The sequence below is a fragment of the Erwinia sp. 009765445 genome (genome assembly GCF_058137865.1).
Window position 1 is genome coordinate 64,004 of record NZ_JBYUWC010000010.1, and the last position, 23,965, is coordinate 87,968.

21 protein-coding genes, 1 tRNA gene and 1 pseudogene are annotated in these 23,965 nt (G+C 53.4%); 15 read left to right on the plus strand and 8 right to left on the minus strand.

Features of this window, described 5'->3' with window-relative positions:
- The first annotated feature begins 3 nt into the window (after positions 1-3).
- The 3 genes from AC3Y5R_RS12690 to AC3Y5R_RS12700 all read left to right on the plus strand — a co-directional run bounded on the left by AC3Y5R_RS12690 (position 4) and on the right by AC3Y5R_RS12700 (position 3,355).
- Positions 4-861, plus strand: a complete 858-nt coding sequence (locus AC3Y5R_RS12690; protein ID WP_489921635.1) for an efflux RND transporter periplasmic adaptor subunit — start codon at positions 4-6, stop codon at positions 859-861.
- The gene (locus AC3Y5R_RS12695; RefSeq protein ID WP_489921636.1) at positions 858-2,876 is read left to right on the plus strand and encodes an FUSC family protein; all 2,019 of its coding nucleotides are present in this window, start codon (positions 858-860) and stop codon (positions 2,874-2,876) included. The genes AC3Y5R_RS12690 and AC3Y5R_RS12695 overlap by 4 nt, the downstream gene beginning before the upstream one ends.
- A 149-nt stretch (positions 2,877-3,025) precedes the next feature.
- Positions 3,026-3,355 (plus strand): NirD/YgiW/YdeI family stress tolerance protein, encoded by a 330-nt coding sequence (locus tag AC3Y5R_RS12700; RefSeq protein WP_489921637.1) that lies wholly within the window; start codon positions 3,026-3,028, stop codon positions 3,353-3,355.
- On the opposite strand, the gene AC3Y5R_RS12705 is transcribed toward AC3Y5R_RS12700, so the two are convergent.
- Positions 3,356-3,595, minus strand: a complete 240-nt coding sequence (locus AC3Y5R_RS12705) for a DUF1289 domain-containing protein (RefSeq protein WP_489921638.1) — start codon at positions 3,593-3,595, stop codon at positions 3,356-3,358.
- Positions 3,596-3,831: 236 nt separating this feature from the next.
- On the opposite strand from AC3Y5R_RS12705, the pseudogene eptA reads away from it, so the two are divergent.
- From eptA to AC3Y5R_RS12735, 6 genes and pseudogenes are all read left to right on the plus strand, one after another.
- Positions 3,832-5,464, plus strand: a pseudogene (eptA, locus tag AC3Y5R_RS12710) (phosphoethanolamine transferase EptA).
- 46 nt (positions 5,465-5,510) lie between these two features.
- On the plus strand, positions 5,511-6,104 hold the full coding sequence (locus tag AC3Y5R_RS12715) for a TetR/AcrR family transcriptional regulator (protein WP_489921639.1): 594 nt from the start codon (positions 5,511-5,513) through the stop codon (positions 6,102-6,104).
- Positions 6,105-6,147: 43 nt separating this feature from the next.
- Positions 6,148-7,251, plus strand: coding sequence for an alkene reductase (locus AC3Y5R_RS12720; protein WP_489921640.1), 1,104 nt, complete (start codon positions 6,148-6,150; stop codon positions 7,249-7,251).
- Positions 7,252-7,307: 56 nt separating this feature from the next.
- Entirely contained in the window at positions 7,308-7,715 is a 408-nt protein-coding gene (gene gloA, locus AC3Y5R_RS12725; protein WP_489921641.1) for a lactoylglutathione lyase, read from the plus strand.
- A 104-nt stretch (positions 7,716-7,819) separates the two neighbouring features.
- Positions 7,820-8,470, plus strand: a complete 651-nt coding sequence (gene rnt, locus AC3Y5R_RS12730) for a ribonuclease T (RefSeq protein ID WP_489921642.1) — start codon at positions 7,820-7,822, stop codon at positions 8,468-8,470.
- Positions 8,471-8,593: 123 nt separating this feature from the next.
- The gene (locus AC3Y5R_RS12735) at positions 8,594-9,454 is read left to right on the plus strand and encodes an NAD(P)-dependent oxidoreductase (protein ID WP_489921643.1); all 861 of its coding nucleotides are present in this window, start codon (positions 8,594-8,596) and stop codon (positions 9,452-9,454) included.
- Positions 9,455-9,516: 62 nt separating this feature from the next.
- On the opposite strand, the gene AC3Y5R_RS12740 is transcribed toward AC3Y5R_RS12735, so the two are convergent.
- Positions 9,517-9,855, minus strand: a complete 339-nt coding sequence (locus AC3Y5R_RS12740; RefSeq protein WP_489921644.1) for a Grx4 family monothiol glutaredoxin — start codon at positions 9,853-9,855, stop codon at positions 9,517-9,519.
- A gap of 370 nt (positions 9,856-10,225) precedes the next feature.
- Between AC3Y5R_RS12740 and AC3Y5R_RS12745 the strand changes: the two genes are divergently transcribed.
- Positions 10,226-11,056, plus strand: coding sequence for a C40 family peptidase (locus AC3Y5R_RS12745; protein WP_489921645.1), 831 nt, complete (start codon positions 10,226-10,228; stop codon positions 11,054-11,056).
- A 48-nt stretch (positions 11,057-11,104) separates the two neighbouring features.
- Here the strand turns inward: AC3Y5R_RS12745 and cydH are convergent, their stop codons facing one another.
- On the minus strand, positions 11,105-11,194 hold the full coding sequence (cydH, locus tag AC3Y5R_RS12750; RefSeq protein WP_158782942.1) for a cytochrome bd-I oxidase subunit CydH: 90 nt from the start codon (positions 11,192-11,194) through the stop codon (positions 11,105-11,107).
- 293 nt (positions 11,195-11,487) lie between these two features.
- Here cydH and purR point away from each other — a divergent pair, with 293 nt between their 5' ends.
- The gene (purR, locus tag AC3Y5R_RS12755; protein ID WP_489921646.1) at positions 11,488-12,513 is read left to right on the plus strand and encodes an HTH-type transcriptional repressor PurR; all 1,026 of its coding nucleotides are present in this window, start codon (positions 11,488-11,490) and stop codon (positions 12,511-12,513) included.
- 72 nt (positions 12,514-12,585) lie between these two features.
- Here purR and punR read toward each other — a convergent pair whose 3' ends face one another.
- Positions 12,586-13,497, minus strand: coding sequence for a DNA-binding transcriptional activator PunR (gene punR, locus AC3Y5R_RS12760; RefSeq protein WP_489921647.1), 912 nt, complete (start codon positions 13,495-13,497; stop codon positions 12,586-12,588).
- A 111-nt stretch (positions 13,498-13,608) separates the two neighbouring features.
- Between punR and punC the strand changes: the two genes are divergently transcribed.
- Positions 13,609-14,799 carry a purine nucleoside transporter PunC gene (punC, locus tag AC3Y5R_RS12765; protein ID WP_489921648.1) on the plus strand — a complete coding sequence of 397 codons (1,191 nt, stop codon included), beginning with the start codon at positions 13,609-13,611 and terminating at the stop codon, positions 14,797-14,799.
- A 294-nt stretch (positions 14,800-15,093) separates the two neighbouring features.
- Positions 15,094-16,242, plus strand: a complete 1,149-nt coding sequence (cfa, locus tag AC3Y5R_RS12770) for a cyclopropane fatty acyl phospholipid synthase (protein WP_158782938.1) — start codon at positions 15,094-15,096, stop codon at positions 16,240-16,242.
- A 62-nt stretch (positions 16,243-16,304) separates the two neighbouring features.
- On the opposite strand, the gene AC3Y5R_RS12775 is transcribed toward cfa, so the two are convergent.
- Positions 16,305-16,958, minus strand: coding sequence for a riboflavin synthase subunit alpha (locus AC3Y5R_RS12775; RefSeq protein ID WP_489921649.1), 654 nt, complete (start codon positions 16,956-16,958; stop codon positions 16,305-16,307).
- 231 nt (positions 16,959-17,189) lie between these two features.
- Here AC3Y5R_RS12775 and AC3Y5R_RS12780 point away from each other — a divergent pair, with 231 nt between their 5' ends.
- On the plus strand, positions 17,190-18,563 hold the full coding sequence (locus AC3Y5R_RS12780) for an MATE family efflux transporter (RefSeq protein ID WP_489921650.1): 1,374 nt from the start codon (positions 17,190-17,192) through the stop codon (positions 18,561-18,563).
- Positions 18,564-18,713: 150 nt separating this feature from the next.
- Positions 18,714-18,790: transfer RNA gene (locus AC3Y5R_RS12785), tRNA-Val, on the plus strand.
- A gap of 35 nt (positions 18,791-18,825) precedes the next feature.
- Here AC3Y5R_RS12785 and AC3Y5R_RS12790 read toward each other — a convergent pair.
- Genes AC3Y5R_RS12790 through AC3Y5R_RS12800 form a run of 3 tightly spaced genes read right to left on the minus strand, consistent with a single transcriptional unit; the run spans position 18,826 to position 23,898 of the window.
- The gene (locus tag AC3Y5R_RS12790; RefSeq protein ID WP_489921651.1) at positions 18,826-19,680 is read right to left on the minus strand and encodes an alpha/beta hydrolase; all 855 of its coding nucleotides are present in this window, start codon (positions 19,678-19,680) and stop codon (positions 18,826-18,828) included.
- 29 nt (positions 19,681-19,709) lie between these two features.
- On the minus strand, positions 19,710-19,952 hold the full coding sequence (locus AC3Y5R_RS12795) for a phosphopantetheine-binding protein (protein WP_489921652.1): 243 nt from the start codon (positions 19,950-19,952) through the stop codon (positions 19,710-19,712).
- Positions 19,953-19,977: 25 nt separating this feature from the next.
- Positions 19,978-23,898 carry an amino acid adenylation domain-containing protein gene (locus tag AC3Y5R_RS12800; protein ID WP_489921653.1) on the minus strand — a complete coding sequence of 1,307 codons (3,921 nt, stop codon included), beginning with the start codon at positions 23,896-23,898 and terminating at the stop codon, positions 19,978-19,980.
- Positions 23,899-23,965: the final 67 nt, after the last annotated feature.

A 23,965-nucleotide genomic window follows, 5' to 3' on the forward strand; every position in this document is an offset into this window, starting at 1 on the left:
CTCATGAAATTCAGCACGTTAAAATACTTTTCCACCCTGATTTTTTTCGCCGCAGCGCTGTGTGCCGGATGGTGGTTGTGGAATTACTACATGCAGTCTCCGTGGACTCGTGACGGCAAGGTCCGCGCCGAGCTGGTCAATATCACCCCTCAGGTGTCGGGTCGTATTGAACAGCTGCCGATTAAAGACAACCAGTTTGTCACTAAAGGAACCAAACTGCTGGTACTGGATGATGAGCCTTACCGTATCGCGGTGCTCAACGCCGAGTCGCAGCTGGCTAAGGCTCAGTCGGATTTGTTGAAAGCGCAGCATGAAGCCCGCCGTCGTCAGAATCTGCCGCGCAACGTGATTTCCGCTGAAGACCTGGACGCCGCCGATCTCAATGCCAAATCGATGGATGCAGCGGCGAAAGCCGCTCAGGCAGAGTTGGATCAGGCGAAGTGGAATCTTTCCCAGACGCAGATTTACGCGCCGACCGATGGCTGGATCAGCAACCTGGTGGTGCGTCCCGGTAATTATGCTACCAGCGGCACACCGATTTTCGCGCTCGTCGACAGCCACTCTTTTTACGTGATGGGCTATTTCGAAGAGACCAAGCTGCGCCATATCCGTCCCGGTTATAAAGCGACTATCCGTCTGTACAGCGACAACCGTCAGTTAACGGGAGAAGTGGAAAGTATTGGCCGGGCGATTTACGACCAGAGCGTGGAAACCGACAGCGGACTGGTGCCGGATATCAAACCTAACGTGCCCTGGGTGCGCCTTGCGCAGCGCGTGCCGGTACGCATTCGCCTGACTAATGTGCCGCAGGATCTGCCGCTGGTCGCTGGTACCACCTGCACTGTTTCAATCCACCCATGAATCTGAGCTGGCTGGAGTGGCAGCAGCTGCCGTGGATCAAAGCGACCGGCGGCCAGTGGCGCTATGCCCTGCGCAACTCGATTGCGATGTGTCTGGCGCTGAGCATCGCTTACGGGCTGGATCTGGATGAGCCGTACTGGGCAATGACCTCGGCGGCCGTGGTCAGTTTCCCCACGGTGGGCGGTGTGATCAGTAAAAGCCTGGGCCGAATCGCTGGCAGCCTGATCGGGGCCAGTGCGGCGCTGCTGATTGCCGGTCATACGCTGAATGAACCCTGGTTGTTCGCGCTGGCTATAGCCTCATGGCTGGCACTCTGCACTTATATCGCCAATCATTATCAGAACAATGTCGCCTACGCTTTCTCGCTGGCGGGTTACACCGCCGCGATCATCGCATTTACCACGGTAAATATCACTGATATCAGCGACCTGTGGGACATTACTCAGGCGAGGGTCTGTGAAGTGATCTCCGGTATTCTGTGTGGCGGGCTGATGATGATGATCCTGCCCAGCACCTCTGACGGCGACACGCTGATCAAATCCCTGAAGGATATGCACACCCGGCTGCTGGAACATGCGGGCCTGCTGCTGCAGAAGGAAACCACTGATAACGTGCGCAGCGCTCATGAAACGGTCATCAGTCAGATCCTGACCATGAATCTGCTGCGTATCCAGGCGTTCTGGAGCCACTACCGCTTTCGTCGCCAGAACAACGTGCTGAATTATGTGCTCCACCAGCAGCTGCGGCTGACCAGCGTGATCTCCAGTCTGCGCCGGATGTTGCTTAACTGGCCCGATCCTCCGGAAATTTTATTTACTGCCCTGCAGCAGTTGCTCAGTGAGCTGGCAAAAAGCGACTGTGACAAATACCGGCTGGCGCAAATTCTGAGAAGTGCCGCCCCGTTGGATGAAGGTGACTTTCGCCATCAGGCTTTCTGGCACCGCCTGCGTTACTTCTGCTGGATGTACCTGAACATCAGCCGCTGGCTGCGCCAGTTTGAGCGGGCCGATGCCGATACCACGCTCTCTCCTCCTCCGGTTCCGGCGCTGGCAAGACACAGCGACAGCGCCGAAGCGAGCTGGAGCGCATTCCGTACCTTTGTGGTGATCCTGCTGGGCTGTGCTTTCACCATCGCCACCCAGTGGGATTCCGGCGATGCGGCTCTCACGCTGGCAGCGATCAGCTGCGTGCTCTACTCGTCGGTGCCTTCCCCGACCAGCAGCGTGTCCCTGCTGCTGAAGACGCTGCTGCTGCTGTCGGTCGCCACATTTCTGATCAAATTTGGCCTGATGGTGCAGATCAGCGTGCTGTGGCAGTTCCTGATCTTCCTGTTCCCACTGCTGATCACTTTGCAGCTGTTTAAGCTACAGCAGAAAAAGCGCGCCAGTCTCTGGGCACAGCTGATCGTCTTCGGCGGTTCTTTTCTGGCGGTGACCAACCCGCCCACCTATGACTACCAAAGCTTTCTCAATGACAATATCGCTAAAGTCTGCGGCGTGATGCTGGTGTGGCTGGCATTCCAGATCCTGCGTCCCAGCTCCGACAAGCGCCGCAGTCGCCGCCATATCCGCGCCCTGCGCCGCGAATTTCTCGATCAGCTCAGCCGCCATCCTCACCTGAGCCAGAGCCGGTTTGAGTCGCGGATTTATCACCGAATTAATCAGCTGGTGGCCAGCCGCGATGAATCCGCAAGGGTCTGGCTGCTGCGCTGGGGAGTAGTGCTGCTGAACTGTTCGCATATCGTCTGGCAACTGCGTGACTGGAAAACCGACTCCCCGACACTGGCCAGAATGCGCGACGCAACCCTGAAAGATTTGCACCGAATCATCAGCGAACGCGGCGTTAAACACAGTTCGCTGAATGCAACGCTTGATGAATTGCAGGATATGGTGACGGTGCTTGCAGCGGAGGACAACGTGCGAGGAACCGAGCTGGCGGGCATCATCTGGCGGCTTTACTGCTCGCTGGCGCAGCTCAAACAAGCGCTGCCTGAAGAAGCCCGGGAAGCCCGCTGATTTCCATCAAACCGCAGCGGGAGCATGGCTGTTATGAGCAAAAATCCGGATTGCGTATTTCTTACAAACATGAGACTACATAATGCTCCGGATCTGATTTATAGTTTCAGACCTGCGCATCAATGGACTTTGATTTGTAAGGATACACAATGAAGAAACTGGTTATTACTGCCTGCCTGGTGGCCTGCTCTTTCACGGCGTCCGCCAATGAACGAGCTAAATCAGTTACGGTTAAACAGGCTCAATCGATGCGTGATGACAGCCACGTTTCGCTGACGGGAAAAATCACCGGCCATGCGGGTGATGATGATAAATACTGGCTACAGGACAGTACCGGTCGCATCAGGATTGATGTTGACGATGATGACTGGGATGACGAAAACGTCGCTATTGGCAAGACCGTCCGCGTGGTAGGCGACACGGACAGAGATGACGGTCACACCGAAATCGATGTCGACCATATCCGCGTGGTCAACTAGTTAAAACAGCGAAGGCTGATCCGGCTCGTCGGGAAGGTCTTTTTTCCCGGCGCGCTGGAGGCGCAGAAAACGCTGGTGACACAGCCGCAGCACGTCCCGCTTCTGCGCGTCACTGAATTTCATCCAGTTAAAACGCTCATCGCGACTCCGCATACAGCCCCGGCAATAGCCGCGGTCATCAGACTGGCAAATCCCCCGACAGGGACTTGGAACCGGGAAAAATTCAAGTTGCTCAGCCACCGTTACTCCTGATCCTTTCACAGCTCTTTATTGAAGATCGGTTATTCTTTCTGCGCAAGTTGCCGCCGGGATTATTTGCTCTTCTTCAGCTGACACTCATAATGAACAAACTGTAAGCTATTCATGCAAAGATTGTAACATAAGTGTTAGTAACTTCTCATTGTTGAACCCCGGTTAAGGTTTCACTAAGGTTACAAAGCTATTCTCCAGGCAGAATTATTTGTCTCTGGAAAGCCATGAACCTGTTGAATAAGTTACGTTGTAACGAAAACACTTTTAATCTCTTTGCTGCGCTGTTCTTCACTTTTATTCTTAATGCTGTCTTTCTCCAGCCGTGCCTGGGAGACCATTCCCTACACTTCAGCGCGGGACTATATTTTTGCCGCCACGCTGCCCGTGGTGCTGTTCAGCGCCTTCCTCTTTATCTTCAGCGTGGCCGCCGTTCCCTGGCTTCGTAAACCCCTGCTTATCATTCTGGTGCTTGCCAGCGCTGCCGCTAACGACTTTATCTACAGTTTCGGCACGGTCATCGACACCAATATGATTCAGAACGTGTTCGAGACTGATGCGCAGGAAGCCACCGCCCTGTTCAGCCTGCGCTATCTGGTGTGGATGACCGTGATTGGTGTGATCCCGGCGGTCTTTATCGCTCTGATCCGTATCGGCACCAACCGGCCATGGTGGATGAATATTGCCTTTCGCGCAGTGACCGCGCTGGCTTCAGTGCTGTTGGTGTTACTGGTTGCAGCGCTGTTTTATAAAGATTACGCCTCGCTGGTGCGCAATAACAAAGGCCTGGTGAAGATGATCACTCCGACCAACGTGGTCAGTAGCGTGTGTCACTATGCGGATAACCGCTGGTTTGCCGGTGACCAGACGCTGGTGCAAATTGGCATGGATGCGAAAAAAGGCCCGCGGATCAAAGCTGAAAAGAAAAAAACGCTGGTGATTTTCGTACTGGGTGAAACCGGTCGGGCAAAAGACTTTTTGCTGGGTGGCTACGCTCGGGAAACCAATCCGAAGCTGAAGCAGGACAACGTCATCTATTATCCTGACGCCAGCTCCTGTGGCACGGAAACGGCTATTTCGGTGCCCTGCATGTTCTCCAACATGCCGCGTGAGCATTACGATGCCAGCCTGGCACACCACCAGGAAGGCGTGCTGGACGTGATGGCCCATGCCGGCGTGAACGTGCTGTGGCGTGAAAACGACGGTGGCTGTAAAGGTGCATGCGACCGCGTACCGCACACCGATATGACCAAATGGAAGGTCAGCGAGCTGTGCAGGAGCAATTACTGCCTGGACGATGTGTTGCTGCACCGCCTGAATAATTACATCGCCAGCGTGAAGGATGACACGGTGATTGTGCTGCACCAGATGGGCAGCCATGGCCCCGCTTATTACCTGCGCTATCCCGCAGAGATGCGTAAGTTTACGCCTACCTGCGACAGCAACCAGATTCAGGACTGCGACCATCAGGCGCTGGTGAACACCTATGACAACTCGATCCTGTACACCGATTCAATGGTCGATAACACCATCAGCCTGCTGAAATCTTACAGCGACAAATTTAACGTGGCGCTGGTTTATCTGTCCGATCACGGTGAATCGCTGGGCGAGCACGGCATGTATCTGCACGGCACACCTTACGTTTTCGCCCCGACCCAGCAGACGCACATTCCGTTGCTGCTATGGATGTCACCGGATTACGCCAGCACTTACGGCATTAATCAGCAATGTTTGCAGCAGTCGGCGAAAACTTCCGCGGTTTCGCAGGACAATGTTTTCCATACCCTGCTGGGCATGATGAACGTACAGACGAAGGAGTATCAGCCGTCACTGGATTTAATCAAATTGTGCCAGGTTTAATCCCGGCGATTTGTATCAGACCGATCGGTCTGTTATGGTAACTGCCATGAAAACGACCCGATACGACACCCGAGAACATATCCTGATGACTGGTGAGCAGCTGTGCGTGCAGCGCGGCTTCAACGGTATGGGATTGATCGAGCTGCTGAAAGTGGCTGAGGTGCCGAAAGGGTCGTTTTATCACTACTTCTCGTCGAAAGAGGCGTTTGGGGTAGCGATGCTTGAACGTTATTTTGCCCTTTACCATCAGCGACTTCGCGAGTATCTGGAAGAGAGCCAGGGTAATCAGCGTCAACGCATCCTTGATTATTATCAGCAGTCACTGAACACTTTCTGCCAGGAACATGCTTTTGCTGGCTGCCTGTCGGTAAAACTTTCTGCGGAAGTTTGCGACCTGTCGGAACCAATGCGTATCGCGCTCGACGCAGGGTCAAAAGCGCTGATCTCCACGCTGACCGCAGCGCTGGAACGTGCTGAGCAACAGGGGAGCTTACGGCTGGTCAATACTCCCGAAGCCTGCGCGCAGAATCTCTATATGTTGTGGCTGGGCGCCAGCCTGCAAAGCAAAATCTCCCGTGACAGCACGCCGCTGGTGAATGCCTGGCAGGAGATGACGCGGATGCTGCCTGAGCCACTTTAAAAAAATCACCGTTACTAGTCGACCGGTCTACCAGGAGTGAAGCATGGAATTGAAAAAGCTGTTTACCCCATTAAAAACCGGGGCAATCACCGTACCGAACCGCGTATTTATGGCCCCGCTGACACGTCTGCGCAGCATTGAGCCGGGAGACATCCCCACTCCGTTGATGGGCGAATACTACCGCCAGCGTGCCAGCGCCGGTCTGATTATCACCGAAGCCACCCAGATCTCTTTCCAGGCCAAAGGCTATGCCGGGGCGCCGGGTCTGCACTCCCCTGAGCAGATTGCCGCCTGGAAAGCGATCAATGCGGGTATCCATGAAGCTAACGGTCACAGTGCGGTTCAGCTGTGGCATACCGGCCGTATCTCGCACACCAGCGTACAGCCGGATGGTAAAGCACCGGTCTCCTCTTCTGCTATTAACGCAGAAACCCGCACCTCGCTGCGTGATGCCAATGGCAACCCTGTGCGCGAAGCCACCTCCACGCCTCGCGAGCTTGAGCTGAGTGAAATTGGTTCTGTGGTAAACGATTTCCGCCAGGCAGTGATCAATGCCCGTGAAGCCGATTTTGACCTGGTGGAGTTGCACTCTGCCCACGGTTACCTGATCCATCAGTTCCTGTCTCCTGCTTCCAACCAGCGTACTGACGCCTATGGCGGCAGCGTGGAAAACCGTACCCGCTTTGCACTGGAAGTTGTCGATGCCGCCATTAACGGCTGGAGCGCCGACCGTATCGGCATCCGTATCTCTCCTCTGGGGCCGTTCAATGGCCTGGATAATGGCGAAGATCAGGAAGCCGCCGCGCTCTATTACATCGCTGAGCTGGCGAAACGTAATCTGGCCTTCCTGCATATCTCGGAGCCGGACTGGGCTGGTGGCAAGCCTTACAGCCTGGAGTTCCGCAAAGCAATCCGCGCCGTGTACCCTGGCGTGATCGTCGGTGCAGGCGCTTATACTGCTGAAAAAGCCGAAGATCTGATTGAACAAGGGCTGATTGATGCCGCTGCCTTTGGCCGTGTGTATATTGCTAACCCGGACCTGGTGGAGCGTTTGCAGCAGAACGCTCCGCTGAACGAGCAGCGTCCTGAATTGTTCTACGGCGGCGGCGCTGAAGGCTATACTGATTACCCGACTCTCGCGGGTTAATCTATACTGTTTTTTTTTGCGTCACCAGCCGGTGACGCTTTCACAAAGAGGATGTTATGCGCTTACTCCACACCATGCTGCGCGTTGGCGATCTGCAACGCTCCGTTGATTTTTATACTAAAGTTCTGGGGATGCGCCTGCTGCGTACCAGCGAGAACACCGAATACAAATACACTCTGGCTTTCGTGGGTTATACCGAAGAGAGCGAAGGTGCGGTGATCGAGCTGACCTGGAACTGGGGCGTGGACAAATACAACCTCGGCGATGCCTATGGTCATATCGCGCTGGGCGTGGATGACGTGGCTGCCACCTGTGACCGTATCCGAAAAGATGGCGGCAACGTGACTCGCGAAGCGGGTCCGGTTAAAGGCGGCACCACTATCATTGCCTTCGTTGAAGATCCTGACGGTTATAAAATCGAGCTCATCGAGAAAAAACATGCGGGCCACGGCCTGGGTGCATAATGTTCAGGGTGCCACAGGCACCCTTCATTCCTCCTTTCCCCTGCTGCATCCCGTGGTGAAATTTGCCATAATACGCGCTGCATTTTTTCGCCTATGAGATCCTGATGTCTGAATCGAACGAACTGAACGCCCTCAGCAGCCGTTTTCGCGGTTTTTATCCGGTTGTAATTGATGTGGAAACCGCCGGGTTTGACGCGAAGACCAATGCATTACTGGAAGTGGCCGCCGTCACGCTGAAAATGGATCCGCAGGGCTGGCTGGAGAAAGACGAAACGCTCCATTTCCACGTTGAGCCGTTCGAAGGGTCCGTGCTGCAACCTGAAGCGCTGGCGTTTAACGGTATCGATCCGCACAACCCTCTGCGCGGTGCAGTCAGTGAATATGAAGCGCTGCATGCCATTTTTAAGCTGGTGCGCAAAGGCATCAAGGACCAGGGCTGTAACCGCGCCATTATGGTTGCGCACAACGCCACTTTCGATCTCAATTTTATGAATGCCGCAGCGGAAAGGGCTGGCCTCAAGCGTAACCCGTTCCACCCCTTTGTCACCTTTGATACCGCAGCCCTCAGCGGGCTGGTGCTTGGTCAGACGGTACTGGCCAAAGCCTGTACGGCCGCCGGGATGCCTTTTGACAATACGCAGGCGCATTCAGCGCTCTACGATACGGTGCAGACCGCAGACCTGTTTTGCGAGCTGGTGAATCGCTGGAAACGTCTCGGCGGCTGGCCGCTGCCTGACATTGCTGGTGGCAACTGATCTCTGTTGTCCGGTGCCCGTGATAATAAGTGACAGCGTAACCTGTTAACCCTTGTTACGCTTTCCCGCCCCACTTTAATTCCCTTCAGCCATACTCAGCTTCAGTTAACCTGGTGAAACCCAATGAAAACCATTGCTATCGTTGCGCCTGGCGCAATGGGCTCAGCCCTTGCCAGGGTGCTGAATCATCATCACCTGGAGGTACTGACTTTGCTGGATGGGCGTTCATTTGCTTCGGCTGAGCGGGCAAAAAAAGCCGGGATGATGCCGGTCAGCGCTGAGGAGCTGATGCAGGCAGAAGTGCTGCTGTCTGTGGTGCCACCCGCCTTTGCCATATCGCTGGCTGAGCAGTTGGCCCCGGCTCTCAGCGCGGCAGCCCACAAGCCGCTGTATGTGGATTGTAATACCATCAGTGAACAGAACGTTGATCAGGTGAAAACGGTGATTACCGCCACCGGTGCCGGATTTGTCGACGGCGCGATTATTGGCCTGCCACCTGCCACACCGCAGGGCAGCGTTCCGCGTTTGTGGTTTGCCGGTGAGCAGGCAAGCCAGCTAAAGGAGCTGGAGAATTTTGGTCTGCAGGTCAGCATTATGCAGGCGGAAACAGGCGCGGCTTCGGCTCTGAAGATGTCCTATGCCGGGATAAATAAAGGGATCACCCTGATGTGCACTCTGATGCTGATCAACGCCAGCCGGGTGGGTGCAGCTGACGCACTGCTGCAGCAGATGGAAGAAAGCCAGCCTGCTTTGCTGGCGCGCCTGAGAAAAAGCATTCCTGATATGTACAGTAAAGCCTGGCGGTGGGCACCGGAAATGGAAGAGATAGCCAGCCTGAATGCAGGTGAGCTTTCCGGTGAGGCTCTGTATCAGGCGCTGGCCACCTTTTGCCGTCAGATGGCGGAGGATCAGCAGCGTGACGGGGATTTTGTCTTCCTGTTGGATGCCTTCTTACAGGCGGATCAGCGGAAGTCACTGCCATAAATCAGGCAACAAAAAAGGGCAGAAATCATCAGACTTCTGCCCTTTCAGAACGATAACGCGGCTTATTCGGCAGCGTCTGAAGGATACTTCTGCGCGGTCTCTTTAATCAGCTGCTGCAATTCGCCGCGCTGATACATTTCGATAATGATGTCGCAGCCGCCAACCAGATCGCCATCCACCCACAGCTGAGGGAAAGTCGGCCAGTTTGCGTATTTCGGCAGTTCGGCACGAATTTCCGGATTCTGCAGAATATCAACATAAGCGAAGCGTTCGCCACAGGCAGAGAGTGCCTGAACAGCCTGTGCGGAGAAGCCGCAGCTTGGCAGTTTTGGTGAGCCTTTCATGTACAGCAGAATCGGATTTTCTGCTATCTGGCGCTCAATTTTCTCAACAGTACTCATAAATGGCTTCCTTAATCGGATACTTCGTGTCTATTTATTGTAGCGACTCTGAACCGCCGATGAAAATGACATTTTCAGCAGAGTAACTGCCCGGTTCTGGTGCCACAGCGGAGTGCGTAAGACCAAAATAACATTTTCCTGTGCTTTGCGCTGCCCCGACTTGTCAAATGGATTCCAAAATTGTGCAGATAACCAGCTGATTAGGCTTATTTTTACAGGTTTTACTTGTTCTGGATCATTGAAACAAAAAAGGCCTAACCTTTTATCGGAAAGTTCGATTAGAATCGTCTGAACTGTCTGCCTTTTAGCAGATCTCCTTAAATTAATCACGCTCTGGCCCCGGCGGGAGCACAAACTGTTAATGGTAACGATGCGTTTACTTATCACGCTCATCATGCTGACCACAGCCCAGCTGTTCCTGAATATGGCGCACGCATCGCCACATGCCCCTATTAATGCAAACCACCACAAAGTCGACAACCCTACGACAGCCAGTGAAGACCAGCGTCGCAAGCGACGTCCGGTTAAAGCCAGCTCTACCAAGAAAACGCCCGTTAAAGTCATTTCCGGCAAGAAAGTTAAAGAGTCCAGCCCGAAAAAGTCCCGCTTAACCTCTGTTCAGAAATTTAAACTCAAAAAACGAGACTCTCTTAAAACGGCCCCGGCAGAACGTGAAAAGCTGGTGTACAAAAGACGCTACGGTCGCCATCGCGGCAATCCGGTCGAAGAGACTGAAGATCTGACCTACGGTGCAGCAGCCCCGCTGAAGCTCAGCAAGGCACACCGTGCCCGCTATCAGAAAGCTCGTGAAACGGCGATGAACAAACTGATGGGGCAGTTGGGTAAGCCGTACCAGTGGGGTGGCACCTCACCAGAAACCGGTTTCGACTGCAGCGGCCTGGTCTGGTATGCCTATAAAGACCTGGTGAAGTTTAAAATCCCCCGCACTGCCAATGAAATGTATCACCTGCGCGATGCGGCTAATATCAAACGTGGCGAGCTGGAAAAAGGCGATCTGGTGTTTTTCCGCATCAATGGTCGCGGCACAGCTGACCACGTTGGCGTGTATCTGGGCAATGGTAAATTCATTCAGTCACCGCGCACCGGCAAGGATATTCAGGTTAGTGCTCTGAGCGATGATTACTGGCAGCGCCACTATATTGGTGCCCGCAGGATGATGACGCCGAAAACGATTCGCTAACAGGTCGGCAGAAGAGACGGGGCCGTTCTGATGAGCGGCCCGTAAGGCTTAGTGCATTACTGCGGTAAAACTGAAAGCGACAATCATCAGCAAAGCGCAAACGGTTGTCAGTATTGAAAACTTCAGATCGGTATCCATCACGACTCCTTAATACCCTTACAGTTTATAACGTCATCGATTTTCCCATACTTGTCGGTAAAAATCTCGTTTTCTGTGCTCAGGCTTGTTAGAATTCTTTTTTTCGTTGCGCAACCCCCGGCAGACTGCGTGCCGCGTGCGCAATGACGGGTTGAAATACCCTTTTTTCCTTCCTGACGTCTCCGGAATCCACCGCAAAAAGTGCCCCCAGACGTCCGGTTTTTGCGTATCCAGGCAAACGTTTAACAATATGCTTATCAGTACGTTACGATAAGTGCAGGAGTAGCTAGTTAATGGCAACAATAAAAGATGTGGCCAAACGTGCAGGGGTGTCCACCACCACTGTCTCCCACGTCATCAATAAAACCCGCTTTGTCGCTGAAGAGACGCAGGAAGCCGTATGGGCCGCAATCAAAGAATTGCATTATTCTCCCAGCGCTGTCGCCCGCAGCCTGAAGGTTAACCATACCAAAACCATTGGTCTGCTGGCCACTTCCAGCGAAGCGCCCTATTTTGCCGAGATCATCGAAGCAGTGGAGAACTGCTGCTTTGATCAGGGTTATACCCTGATCCTGGGCAATGCCCATAACGATCTGCAAAAGCAGCAGGCATATCTGTCGATGATGGCGCAAAAGCGCGTCGATGGTCTGCTGGTGATGTGCTCGGAATATCCGGAGCCGCTGATCACTATGCTGGAAAACAATCGCAATATCCCAATGGTGGTAATGGACTGGGGCGAATCACGCGGCGATTTCACCGATACCGTGCTGGATAATGCCTTTGAAGGAGGCTATATGGCGGGCCGCTATCTGATTGACCGCGGTCACCGTGATATCGGGGTGATCCCGGGACAAATGGAACGTAATACTGGCGGTGGCCGCCATGCCGGTTTTCTGAAAGCACTTTCCGAAGCGGGAATTTCAGTTCGAGATGAGTGGCTGGTACAGGGAGATTTCGAACCAGAGTCTGGCTACCGTGCCATGCAGCAGATTCTGTCTCAGAAGCAGCGCCCCACGGCGGTCTTCTGCGGCGGCGATGTGATGGCCATGGGCGCCATCTGCGCGGCGGATGAGATGGGCCTGCGCGTACCGCAGGATATTTCGGTGATCGGTTATGATAACGTGCGCAATGCCCGCTATTTCACCCCGGCGCTGACCACGGTTCACCAGCCTAAACAACAGCTGGGCGAAACTGCCTTTGCAATGCTGCTCGACCGCATTACCAGCAAGCGCGAAGAGCCACAAACCATTGAAGTGCATCCCAACCTGATCGAACGCCGCTCGGTGGCAGACGGTCCGTTTGTCGATTACCGCCGCTAGACGTTAAGGGCGGAATGAATCCCACCCTTACAATCGTGCAGATCTCAGTTGAGGGGAGAATTTATTCGCCCCTCAGGTTTCTTCCCGCAGCCACTCACTGTTCATCGTGCCGGTTTCCCCCAGATACTCCAGCAGCCAGCTCAGTGCTGGTGAAGCCTGCTGCTCCGCCCAGCTGACGCAGCATGGGCTGTCCGGAAATACTGACTCAAGCGCCAGCTCAACCAGTTCCCCGTTCTGCAAAAATGGCCGGGCAAAATGCCCCGGTACCATTCCAACACACAGCCCGGCCAGCAGACAGTCAAACGCACTTTCCCAGTCCGGCACCACCAGCCTGCGCTGATTATCCAGCGTCCACGTAGTCCGTTTGGGTAAAGCACGGGAGGTATCTTCCAGCACCAGTGAGGGCCAATCGCCAATCTCCTCATCGCTGACCTCCCCCTCCAGCTGAGCAAGTGGATGATCGGCCTTCACCACACAGCGCCAGTTCAGCATCCCCATATCGCGGAAGGCGAAGCGCCCCCCCACCGGGATAGCCTGGGTTGCGCCGATTGCCACATCCACCCGCCCGTCGGCCAGTGCGTCCCAGACGCCGTTAAACACTTCCGACGTCAGATGCAGCTCCATATCAGGAAAATGGCGGTAAAAATCCACCACCAGCTGGCGGCTCCTCGCCGGTTTAACAATGCGGTCGACAGCGATATTGATCTGCCCCCGCCAGCCATTAGCGACCTGCTGACACTGACGCCGGGTGGAAAGCATTTTTTTGATAACACTACGCCCTTCCTGACTAAAAAGCCGTCCGGCATCCGTCAGCACCACATCGCGGTGACGCCGCTCAAACAGAGGAACAGCCAGCCACTCTTCCAGTTGACGGATGGTATAGCTGATAGCAGAAGGCACGCGGTGCAGCTCTGCCGCCGCCGCCGTGAAACTCCCGGTGCGCGCCACGGCATCGACCACTTCAAGGGAATGTTCTGACCACATAATTTGCCTGCAATTTTTTTGAACGCAACCTGCAAATATTACCGTTTCACAAGCGCTTTGCCACTCAATTACACTGCGCAGCGTTTCATTCACCTGATAAAGAGCAACAGAATGCCATCTAAAGGATTTATTATTTACCTCGCGCTGCTCAGCGTTGCAGGTTTTCTCGCCACTGATATGTACCTGCCAGCTTTTGGTGTTATGCAGCAAGATTTGCTGACTGAAGCTGGAGCAATCAGTGCCAGTCTGAGTCTGTTCCTGGCCGGATTTGCCAGCGCCCAGTTGATGTGGGGACCACTCTCTGACCGGATTGGTCGTAAACCCGTTCTGCTGATGGGGCTGGGTCTGTTCTCCGTCAGCTGTGGCGCAATGTGGTGGGTTGACTCTACCGTGACCCTGCTGACGCTGCGCTTCCTTCAGGCTGTAGGGATCTGCGCCGCTGCGGTGACCTGGCAGGCACTGGTTATTGATCGTTATCCTGCCGCCCAGGCTAACCGCGTATTTGCCACTATCATGCCGCTGGTCGCCCTTTCTCCTGCCCTGGCTCCTCTGCTCGGTGCCTGGCTGCTGAATCACTTTACCTGGCGGGCGATCTTTATCGCTCTGTTACTGGTTGCGGTCTGCCTGCTGATTTGCACTCTGTTTCTGGCCACGCCTGGCAGGCAGGCCAAATCAGAGAAAAGCGAGAAAACCAGCTTCTCCACCCTGCTGAAATCACCGTTGTACAGCGGTAACGTACTGATCTACGCCGCCTGCTCTGCCAGCTTCTTTGCCTGGCTGACCGGCTCGCCGTTTATTCTGGGGGCACTGGGCATGTCACCAGCCGATATCGGTCTGAGCTATGTCCCTCAGACGCTGGCTTTCCTGATTGGGGGCTATGGCTGTCGCACGTTACTCAAGCGCTCTGAAGGCACTTTACTGCTTCCCTGGCTGCTGGTTATTTATACCCTGAGCATTGTGGCATTTTTCATCGCCGCGCAAATGGAAGAGCCTTCGGTGACGGCTTTACTGTTGCCATTTTGTGGCATGGCGTTAGCAAATGGTGCGGTTTATCCGGTGGTGGTTGCCAGTGCTTTACTGCCTTTCCCCCAGGCCAGCGGCAAGGCTGCGGCCCTGCAGAATACGCTCCAGCTGGGGCTTTGCTGTGCTGCCAGCCTGGTGATCTCCTCCTTTATCAGTACCCCGTTACTGACCACCTCAGTGGTGATGCTGGTGACTGTTTTTCTGGCGATCATCGGCTATATTTTACAGCGGGCAAAGGCACAGGTGATGGCGCTTTCTACCGCCCACAGTGACCATTAATGGTCTGATTTTATATAGTTAGCAACCTAACAATAAACAATTGAATTGTGCCTGGCGTGAGCATATACTCATTTTCAGGCAGTTAAAAAAAACAAGTTTGTAGCATTTTTTCGAGTCATGACAGGGTGGTCAGGGCAGGTTTCTGCGTCATCCTCACAAGCACTCTGCAAGTTTCAAATCAATCCTCTGTAGCGCCGGATATTTGCGAGGTTACTCCGTGCGTTTTCTCACAATCCTGTAGAAATTGACTATTCTATTTCTCAGGTTTCAATCACACAGGGTGATGGAGAAGCTATGAGTTCATCGTGTATAGAAGAAGTGAATCTGGGAGAGAATCAGTGGTACCGAATCGTCCAGGAAATGTTGCGCAATGCAGATATTGAAATCAACGGCACCCGACCGTGGGATATCCAGGTAAATAACACCGAGTTTTTTAAGCGCGTCCTGCAGGAAGGCTCACTGGGACTGGGTGAAAGTTATATGGATGGCTGGTGGGAATGCGAGCGGCTGGATACTTTTTTTCATCGCGTGTTGCAGGCTAAACTGGATCAGCAACTTCCCCATCATTTCAAAGATACCCTTCGCGTTGCGGCAGCCCGCCTGACTAATCTTCAGTCACGTAAACGTGCCTGGATAGTGGGTAAAGAGCATTATGACCTGGGTAACGATCTTTTCACTCTGATGCTCGATCCGCATATGCAGTACTCCTGTGGCTACTGGAAAGAAGCCGAAACGCTTGATCAGGCACAGAATGCTAAATTAAAAATGATCTGCGAAAAACTTCAGTTGGAACCGGGTATGTCCCTGCTGGATATAGGCTGTGGCTGGGGTGGACTGGCGGAATACGCCGCGCGCAATTATGGCGTCAGCGTATTTGGCGTGACTATTTCAGCCGAGCAGCAAAAATTGGCACAACAACGTTGTGAAGGACTGGATGTCACAATTTTGCTGCAGGACTACCGCGATCTGAATCAACAATATGACCGGATAGTTTCAGTAGGGATGTTTGAACACGTCGGACCGAAAAATTACGCCACTTATTTCGACGTGGTTAACCGCAACCTTAAGGCGGATGGCATTTTCCTGCTGCACACTATCGGGGCCAATAAGACCAACGATAATGTCGATCCCTGGATCAATAAATACATCTTCCCCAACGGTTGCCTGCCTTCCGTCCAGCATATTGCTGAAGCGCATGAACCTTATTTTGTGATGGAAGACTGGCATAACTTTGGCGCGGATTATGACACCACGTTGTTGGCTTGGTATGAACGCTTTATCGCAGCATGGCCTCAGCTGGCAGAGAATTATGGCGACCGCTTCAAACGCATGTTCACCTACTATCTGAACGCCTGCGCCGGAGCCTTCCGCGCACGTGATATTCAGCTGTGGCAGGTAGTCTTCACTCACGGTAAAGAGGGTGGACTGCGCGTGCCGCACTGATCGCCAGTGGCGCAAATAAAAAGGGCCGGTAATTTCAACATTACCGGCCCTTTTTTCATCATTTAATCTGATTCAGTTTCTGCCGCCGCCGCTGCCAGTAATGCTGCTTCACGCTGAGCCAGAACGCGCTCTACAGTTTCCACAATTGCCTGAGTGTGCGGATCAATTTCAATATTCACTTTGTGACCCAGACATTTATTACCCAGAGTGGTTCTCGCCAGGGTTTCCGGGATCAGGTGCACGCAGAATCTGGTTTTGGTGACTTCGCCCACGGTCAGACTGATGCCGTCGATGCCAATAAACCCTTTATGAAGGATATATTTCATCTGTTCTGCGTCCTGCGGTTTGAACCAGATTTCCCGGTTATTCTCTGAGGTCAGAATTTTACTGATTTCGGCAGTGGTCATAATATGGCCCGACATCAGATGGCCGCCAATTTCATCGCTGAACTTCGCCGCACGCTCAACGTTAATTTTATCCCCCACCTGCAGATCGCCGAGGTTAGTAATACGCAGCGTCTCTTTAACCAGGTCAAAACTCACCTTGTCGCCATTCACTTTCGTCACCGTCAGGCAGCAGCCATTGTGAGAAACAGAGGCTCCGAGTTCCAGGCCGGGTAACATTTCCGCAGGCAAACGAACAATATGCGTACGAAAGTTTGGTTTCTCTTCAATTGCCAGCACCTCAGCGGTGCCCTGCACAATACCGGTAAACATAGTTGTGGCCTCATTAATATTATCCTTGCCCTAGTTTGCCCTGGGCAGGGGATAAAACCAAATGGCGGCGCACAATCTTGCATGGCACAAAGAGCTATTCTTTCCGCCGGAGATTGGCTTATTGCACTGCGAACATTACACTATGCCGCCTGCCCTGCTGTTTATTTGCAAAGTCAGCGTTTTTTGACATCGCAGTGCTCTCCCCTACAGTGAAAATAATAAGGTGTATTCGTGCAGAAGTACCTGACAGAAGCGCGTCAACTTTTAGCGCTGGCAATCCCGGTTATTCTTGCGCAGGTTGCGCAAACCGCCATGGGATTTGTTGATACCATTATGGCCGGATCGGTCAGCGCCACCGATATGGCGGCGGTTGCCGTGGGCACCTCTATCTGGCTGCCGACCATTCTGTTCGGCCATGGCCTGCTGCTGTCGCTAACGCCTGTGGTCGCGCAGTATAACGGTTCAGGACGCCGTGACCGCGTGGCTTACCAGGTTCGTCAGGGCTACTGGCTGGCAGCCTTTGCCGCCATTCTGGTAATGGTGGTGCTGTATAACGCCGGCTTTATGATCCGCGCCATGCACAATATCGATCCGTCCCTTGCTGATAAGGCGGTGGGTTATCTGCACGCACTGTTGTGGGGTGCGCCAGGGTATCTGTTCTTCCAGGTCGCCCGTAATCAGTGTGAAGGCCTGTCAAAAACCAAACCCGGTATGGTGATGGGGTTTCTCGGCCTGCTGGTCAACATTCCGGTCAACTACATCTTCATCTATGGCCATTTCGGCATGCCTGCTCTGGGGGGTGTGGGCTGTGGCGTGGCGACTGCTTCGGTATACTGGGTGATGTTTATCGCCATGAAATACTGGGTCAGCCGCGCCCGCTCTATGCGTGATATTCGCCTGACGGCAAGCTTCAGCAAACCCGATGTCAGCGCGCTCTGGCGTCTGTTTAAACTGGGCCTGCCCGTAGCACTGGCGCTGTTCTTTGAAGTGACACTGTTTGCAGTTGTTGCACTACTGGTTTCCCCAATGGGCATCGTGAAAGTGGCCGGGCAACAGATCGCCCTGAACTTCAGCTCACTGATGTTTGTCCTGCCGCTGTCACTTGGCGTTGCCACGACTATTCGCGTCGGGTTCCGTCTTGGGCAGGGATCGGTTGAGGGCGCGCGAGTCGCTTCATGGACCGCGCAGGGTGTTGGTATGACCATGGCATTGCTGACAGCCCTGTTCACCATCACCTTCCGGCAGCAGATTGCGCTGTTGTATACCGATAACCCTGAAGTGGTCACGCTAGCAGCTCATCTGATGCTGCTGGCCGCGATCTATCAGTTCTCGGATTCCATCCAGGTTATCGGTAGCGGCATCCTGCGTGGCTACAAGGATACGCGGTCAATATTCTTTATAACCTTTGTCGCCTACTGGATCCTTGGCCTGCCCAGCGGCTATATCCTGGCGCTGACGGAGTGGGTGGTACCGGCGATGGGTCCGGCCGGTTTCTGGATTGGTTTTATTATTGGTCTCACCTCTTCTGCGGTAATGATGGTGTGGCGGATGCGCCGGATGCAAAGGCAACCGGCAGAACTGATTATGGCGCGTGCAGCACGCTAATTTTACGGTAATTTTCTCATTTTCGTGCCTAAAATTGCTGCGCTTCGCACAGATGCGCAGCAGTCGCACTGAAAAAAGCGGATTTCCTCTTGCCAGCCGGTAAGGCTGTCGTTAATATTCGTCCCCGCTGTCAACATGACATCAATCAGTGCGTTCTTAGCTCAGTTGGTTAGAGCACCACCTTGACATGGTGGGGGTCGGAGGTTCGAGTCCTCTAGAACGCACCATCCTTCCCCCTGTTCACCTTTTTTGTTCTCTGTTCTCAACCGCGCTTAAAATGATGCATCATAGCCTTCTGTAACGAACACAGAGGGACGGACTGATGCGACTGCCCCTGGTGGATAAACAGCTTCACCTGAAGCGCGCTGACGTGTCCAACTTGCAACAACGAAGCCAGTTCCCTGACCCCATCGACCATGCGACGTTGCCAACGGTGTTCGACAAGATACTGACGAGTATCAGCAGGCAGAGAAAGCTCCCACTCTTCAAGCGATTGCTCATGTTCGCCTACGGAAAGAAACAAGACCCGTTCAGGGGGCACGGATCTGATTGCACTCTGCTGGATAAAACGTTGTGCTGATTTAACTATGTACCTGCCGTTCCACCACACGGAGGGACTTGAAGCATAATAATGCCGGAAGCTCTCTGCCTGGGTGAACAGCGTGTTGAGGGTAAACAATCCCCCATAGGAGTGCCCGAATAAGGCCTCTCTGTTGTTGTCGATGGGTAACATGTTGCGGATCATCGGCTTCAGTTCGTGCCGGATAAATGCCAGAAAAACTTCAGCACATCCTTCTCCTCCGGCAGGATAAACTCCTCCACGGGGGTCCGGTTCCGGAATCAATTCAGCGACATAAGGCCGATAATCTCGGTCCCTTCGGGTCTCCTCAGGATAATCAATTGCAACAATAACTCCGGGTACCATGCAGCAGCGTGGTCTGCCCAACGTGCGCATTAACGTCGCTGCAACTGGAAAATGGTGAGCACCATCCAGGATGTAGATAACCGGCCAGCCATCATTTGGAGGGTCGCCATCAGGCCAGCAAATCGTCACGCGATAATCACCGCATGCAGATGAAGTGATCATTTCCTCCCTGACGGAGTGCAGATGCTTCATAGTTTCCTCATCAGACGTTGAACGCTTTTTCAGAGACCCAGTCGCCCGACCCAGGCGGAAAAGGTGGCATCTTTAGCCATATCAATGAAACCCACCTTTATTCCCCGCGAATTCAGGTGGGCCACCAGGGCCATCAGGTCAACGGAATTCAGACCATAGTCGAACAAGTTTTCATGATCCCCAAAGGGTCCGTCTGACATATCGAGCTTTTCAGTGAGGAACCTTTTCAGTTCATCCGCCGTGAAAGCAGGAAGTCCGGTATGCATATTCATTATCGCTGTCCTTAAGTTAATGGGATTAAGCTGACGGAGATGACCGCAACAAGTCCTCTAACAGAGTTTTCATGGCACCAGAGCGGCTCAGTTCATTCATCAGCAGATCGTGATCCCCCTCAAATCGATGGCAATGCAGTCTTTCAGGGATCAATTCCCGCCACTCATCACCCGGAGCAGAAAAACCGTAGTGATATACCTGTCCGGAAATGGAAAGCGGCTGGAGTTCGGGCTGATGATCGGATCCCCGGTTGAAGCTGAACCGCAACGCGGGCAGTAACTGTTTCTTCGTCATCAACCGCAGGGGGCCTTTCTGCACAAGTTCAGAGGCAACAGCCTCCAGTTGCTCCTCCTCATCCAGTGCGCTTATCTTGCCAAGATATTCACTGCCGAACCTCTCTCTCACCATCGTGTGCAGTGGATTCGCCATTTTTGCAATGTGCTGTGGAGGGCGGCAGTCCAGCATCCCCAGATAGCTGACCTCCAGCCCCCGATCACTAAGTAACCGGGCGACCAGATAAGCTATATTGCCGCCCAGCGAATAACCTGTCAGATAATATGGCCCCTCCTCCTGTTCGTGGCGGATTGCGCGGGTATAGAGCTTTGCCAGATCGTGAAGGGTCCGGTATTCCGTTGCGTCTCCTGTTACAAAGGGAGCCTGAAACGCCCACAGGTCGAAATACTGACTGACCTTTTCCGCCAGCAACCTGTAACAGTCAACATGGCCGGTCCAGGGATGGAAGGCCCAAAGTTTTCGACTGCGCTGGTTGTTTTGCAGCTTCACCACCAGTTCCAGCTCCGGCAAGGCGTGCTGAACGTCTGTACCCGCCTGCAGCCAGGCCTGATATAGCTGATGTATTGTCCGGTTTTCAAGTAGCAGCCGGGGTGCTATGGATAATCCCTGACTGACCAGACGTGCATGCACGGAAAATAAATTCAGTGAGCTGCCGCCCAGTGCGTAGAAGTCCTGATGAACTCCGACGCTCTGCAGTGAAAGTTCTTTTTGCCATGCCTCTGCAACCAGCCTCTCAAAATCCGATCTTTCAGCCTGACAGACAGCGCTGTCGTGACTGGCTTCTGATTTCGGCAGGCGTTTTTCGTCGATTTTTCCGCTGGGAGTCAGCGGGAACTCATCCAGAATAACGATCTGGTTTGGCAGCATATATTGCGGGAGTCGCTGCTGTAAGTACGCCCCGACATGCCGGACTGACGTCCCTGAACCCGCCTCCAACTGGACATAAAGCACCAGGCGTCCATTCCCTTCAGGCCACATGACCGCGCGGGTTTCTTTCACCCCAGGGACGGCCTGACTGCAATCGCGAATTTCATTGAGATCGACACGATAGCCGCGGAATTTCACCTGGCGATCAATGCGCCCGATATAAACAATTTCCCCCTGGAGGTTCTGCCTTACCCTGTCACCCGTTTTATAAGCTCGCAGGGTTTCCTCACCCAACGCCAGCCTGACAAAACTTTCCTGTGTCATCTCAGCACTGTTAATGTAGCCGCTGGAAAGTGTCGGTCCGGCAAGATAGAGTTCCCCTGCGCTACCCTGCCTGACCGGGCGCTGCGCATCATCAAGGATCAGGCAGCTAAGCCCTGCAAGCGGTAATCCAATCGAGCGCAAATCCGATGTCTCCGGATCAAACCCTTCGCCAGCCAGTACTTTCCAGGTAAAAACAATTGTCCCTTCCGTTGGGCCATAGGTATTGATCAAGCGGACACGCTCGCCCATCAATGCTTTCCACTGTGATAAGCGCTGCTGAGAAAGGGCTTCACCGCCAACAATCAGGGTTTTCACCGCTGACGGCCAGGCCACCGGTTGTTCGCTCAGTGAAAGTGTGAGGGTGTGCCAGAAGGTCGTCGGCAGATCCAGTATGGTAATAGCGTGTTTAGTGATGAAAGTGAGAAAAGCATCAAGCGAACCTCCCATCTCTTCCGTCCGCGGGACAACGCAGGCTCCCCGACAAAGAGGAATGAATATCTCTTCCAGGCATGCATCAAACGTTAAGGCTGAAAACTGCAGGACTTTGTCTTCAGCCTGAATGTTGTAGGCCTTGCCAGCCGCCTCCACAAACCAGCTGAGCGCCTGATGAGGGATAGCCACCCCTTTCGGCTTGCCCGTTGAACCGGAAGTGAAAATGATAAAGCTGGTCATCTCTGGTTGAATAGCTCGCTGTTTAACGCCCGGTTGCGGACCACTGCCCAGCAATACCGGGGCAAACAGAGGCTCAACACCCAGTGCGCAGCGTTCGTCTTCAGATCCGGTGACTACGACATAGCACGCCTTACACTCTGTCATTGCCTGCGCCAGCCGGTCGTCTGGAAATGAGGTATCCAGTACGAAACAGCTCGCTCCGGCGGCCAGGATACCCAACATGATCATAATCGTCTCGGTTCTGTCGGGCAGGCAGACTGCCACGACTTTTTCCGGCTGAACACCATATCCGGTGAGCGCAAGAGCAATACTGTCAAACCTGCTGACCAGCTGCGAATAGCTCAGGCTGGCGTTGTCCGACTCCAGCGCAATAGCTTGCGGCGAGAGAGTAGCCTGTCGTCGGATGCGGGAGATAACATCCTGCCAGACAAAATTTCCCGGTTCGCTGCTTTGTATAACGTAATCAGCTAACTTAAACCATGAGTGCTGAGCGAGGCTGATCATACTGGCCTTTGGATACGTCAGGCAAAACGAGCACCAGTCCGTCAGCTCTGCACTGATGGCCTGTAACTCCTCAGGCTGGTAGCCGGCAGGGTTGGCATCGATATGAATATGCAAATCGCTGTCATCAGCATGGCTGGCAGGAACGACACGAAGCGCGCAGTCATCCACCGGGCCGCCATAAACATTTTCAACCACTCCAGCCACACCGTGCAGATCCAGCTCGTCATAAAAGGGCAGAACATTTACTACCGGCCCAAAAAGCGGTTCGTCATCAGCTCTCAGACGCAGCAGCTGCATGCCGCGAAACTGACTGTGCGGCTTGATTTTATCAATTTCCTGACGAGCTTTCCGCGCCAGCGATAAAAGGTCATCATCAGGCAAAACGGGCAGACTTAATGGCAGGATGTTGACCATCATCCCCGGTAATTTAAATAACGCGCCTTCGTTACGATTCATGAAAGGCAGTCCCAGCACAATGCCGCTCTTCTGCGTTTTCCATGACAGATAACTGGCAAAAACCGCCAGCCAGACGTCAACCCAGCAAACCCCCGCCTCTTCTGCCAGCACTTTCATTCTGACAAATTGTCCGGCAGGGAGGATCGCTACGTTGCGGTTCACGGTATCACTCACTTCACCACAAACAGGACTGAGGCGAGGCGGCGAATCCAGCTGTTGACAATAATCCTGCCAGAAACGCTCGTCCTGCTTAAATTGGGGAGATTCTTTGTACTTCTGCTCTTTTTTAACCAGATAGTCCAGCCCGGTAAACGCAGGCACCGCGCTATTTTTACCTTGCATCATCAGGGAATAGGTCATGGAAATCTCACGCAGTACCATGGCCACACCGTATCCATCCAGCGCGATATGATGTGTACGCTGATACCAGCAATATTCCTGAGTAGCCAGCTGAATTAAGGCTACGCAGTATAACGCTCCTTTTTGCAAATTAACGGGCTGTTTGATGTCATGTTTTATCCAGCGCTGAAGGCTGTGTTCAGGGTTTTTATCCTCAGTGAAGTCCAGAAATTCATAATTGATCCCGTCCCTGTCAGACAGTATTTGCAGCAGTTCACCGTTCTGTAATTCGTACTGACAATTAAGCGCTTCAATCTGCTTCATGACCTGGTTCACAGCTTTTTCAAAGCAGTCCGTAGAGATTTCCCCTTTGATCCTGACGCACTCCGCCGTGTTATATCGAGGGCTGAATTCAATGACCTGCTGCGCGATCCAGATTTCTTTTTGCCCTTCGGTAAGCGGCAACTTCCTGTTATGACTTAACGCCATGTACTGACTCCTTATCGTTATCGATTACAAAAGGTTGCCTGGTGATTGGCGGAGAAATAAACCGAAC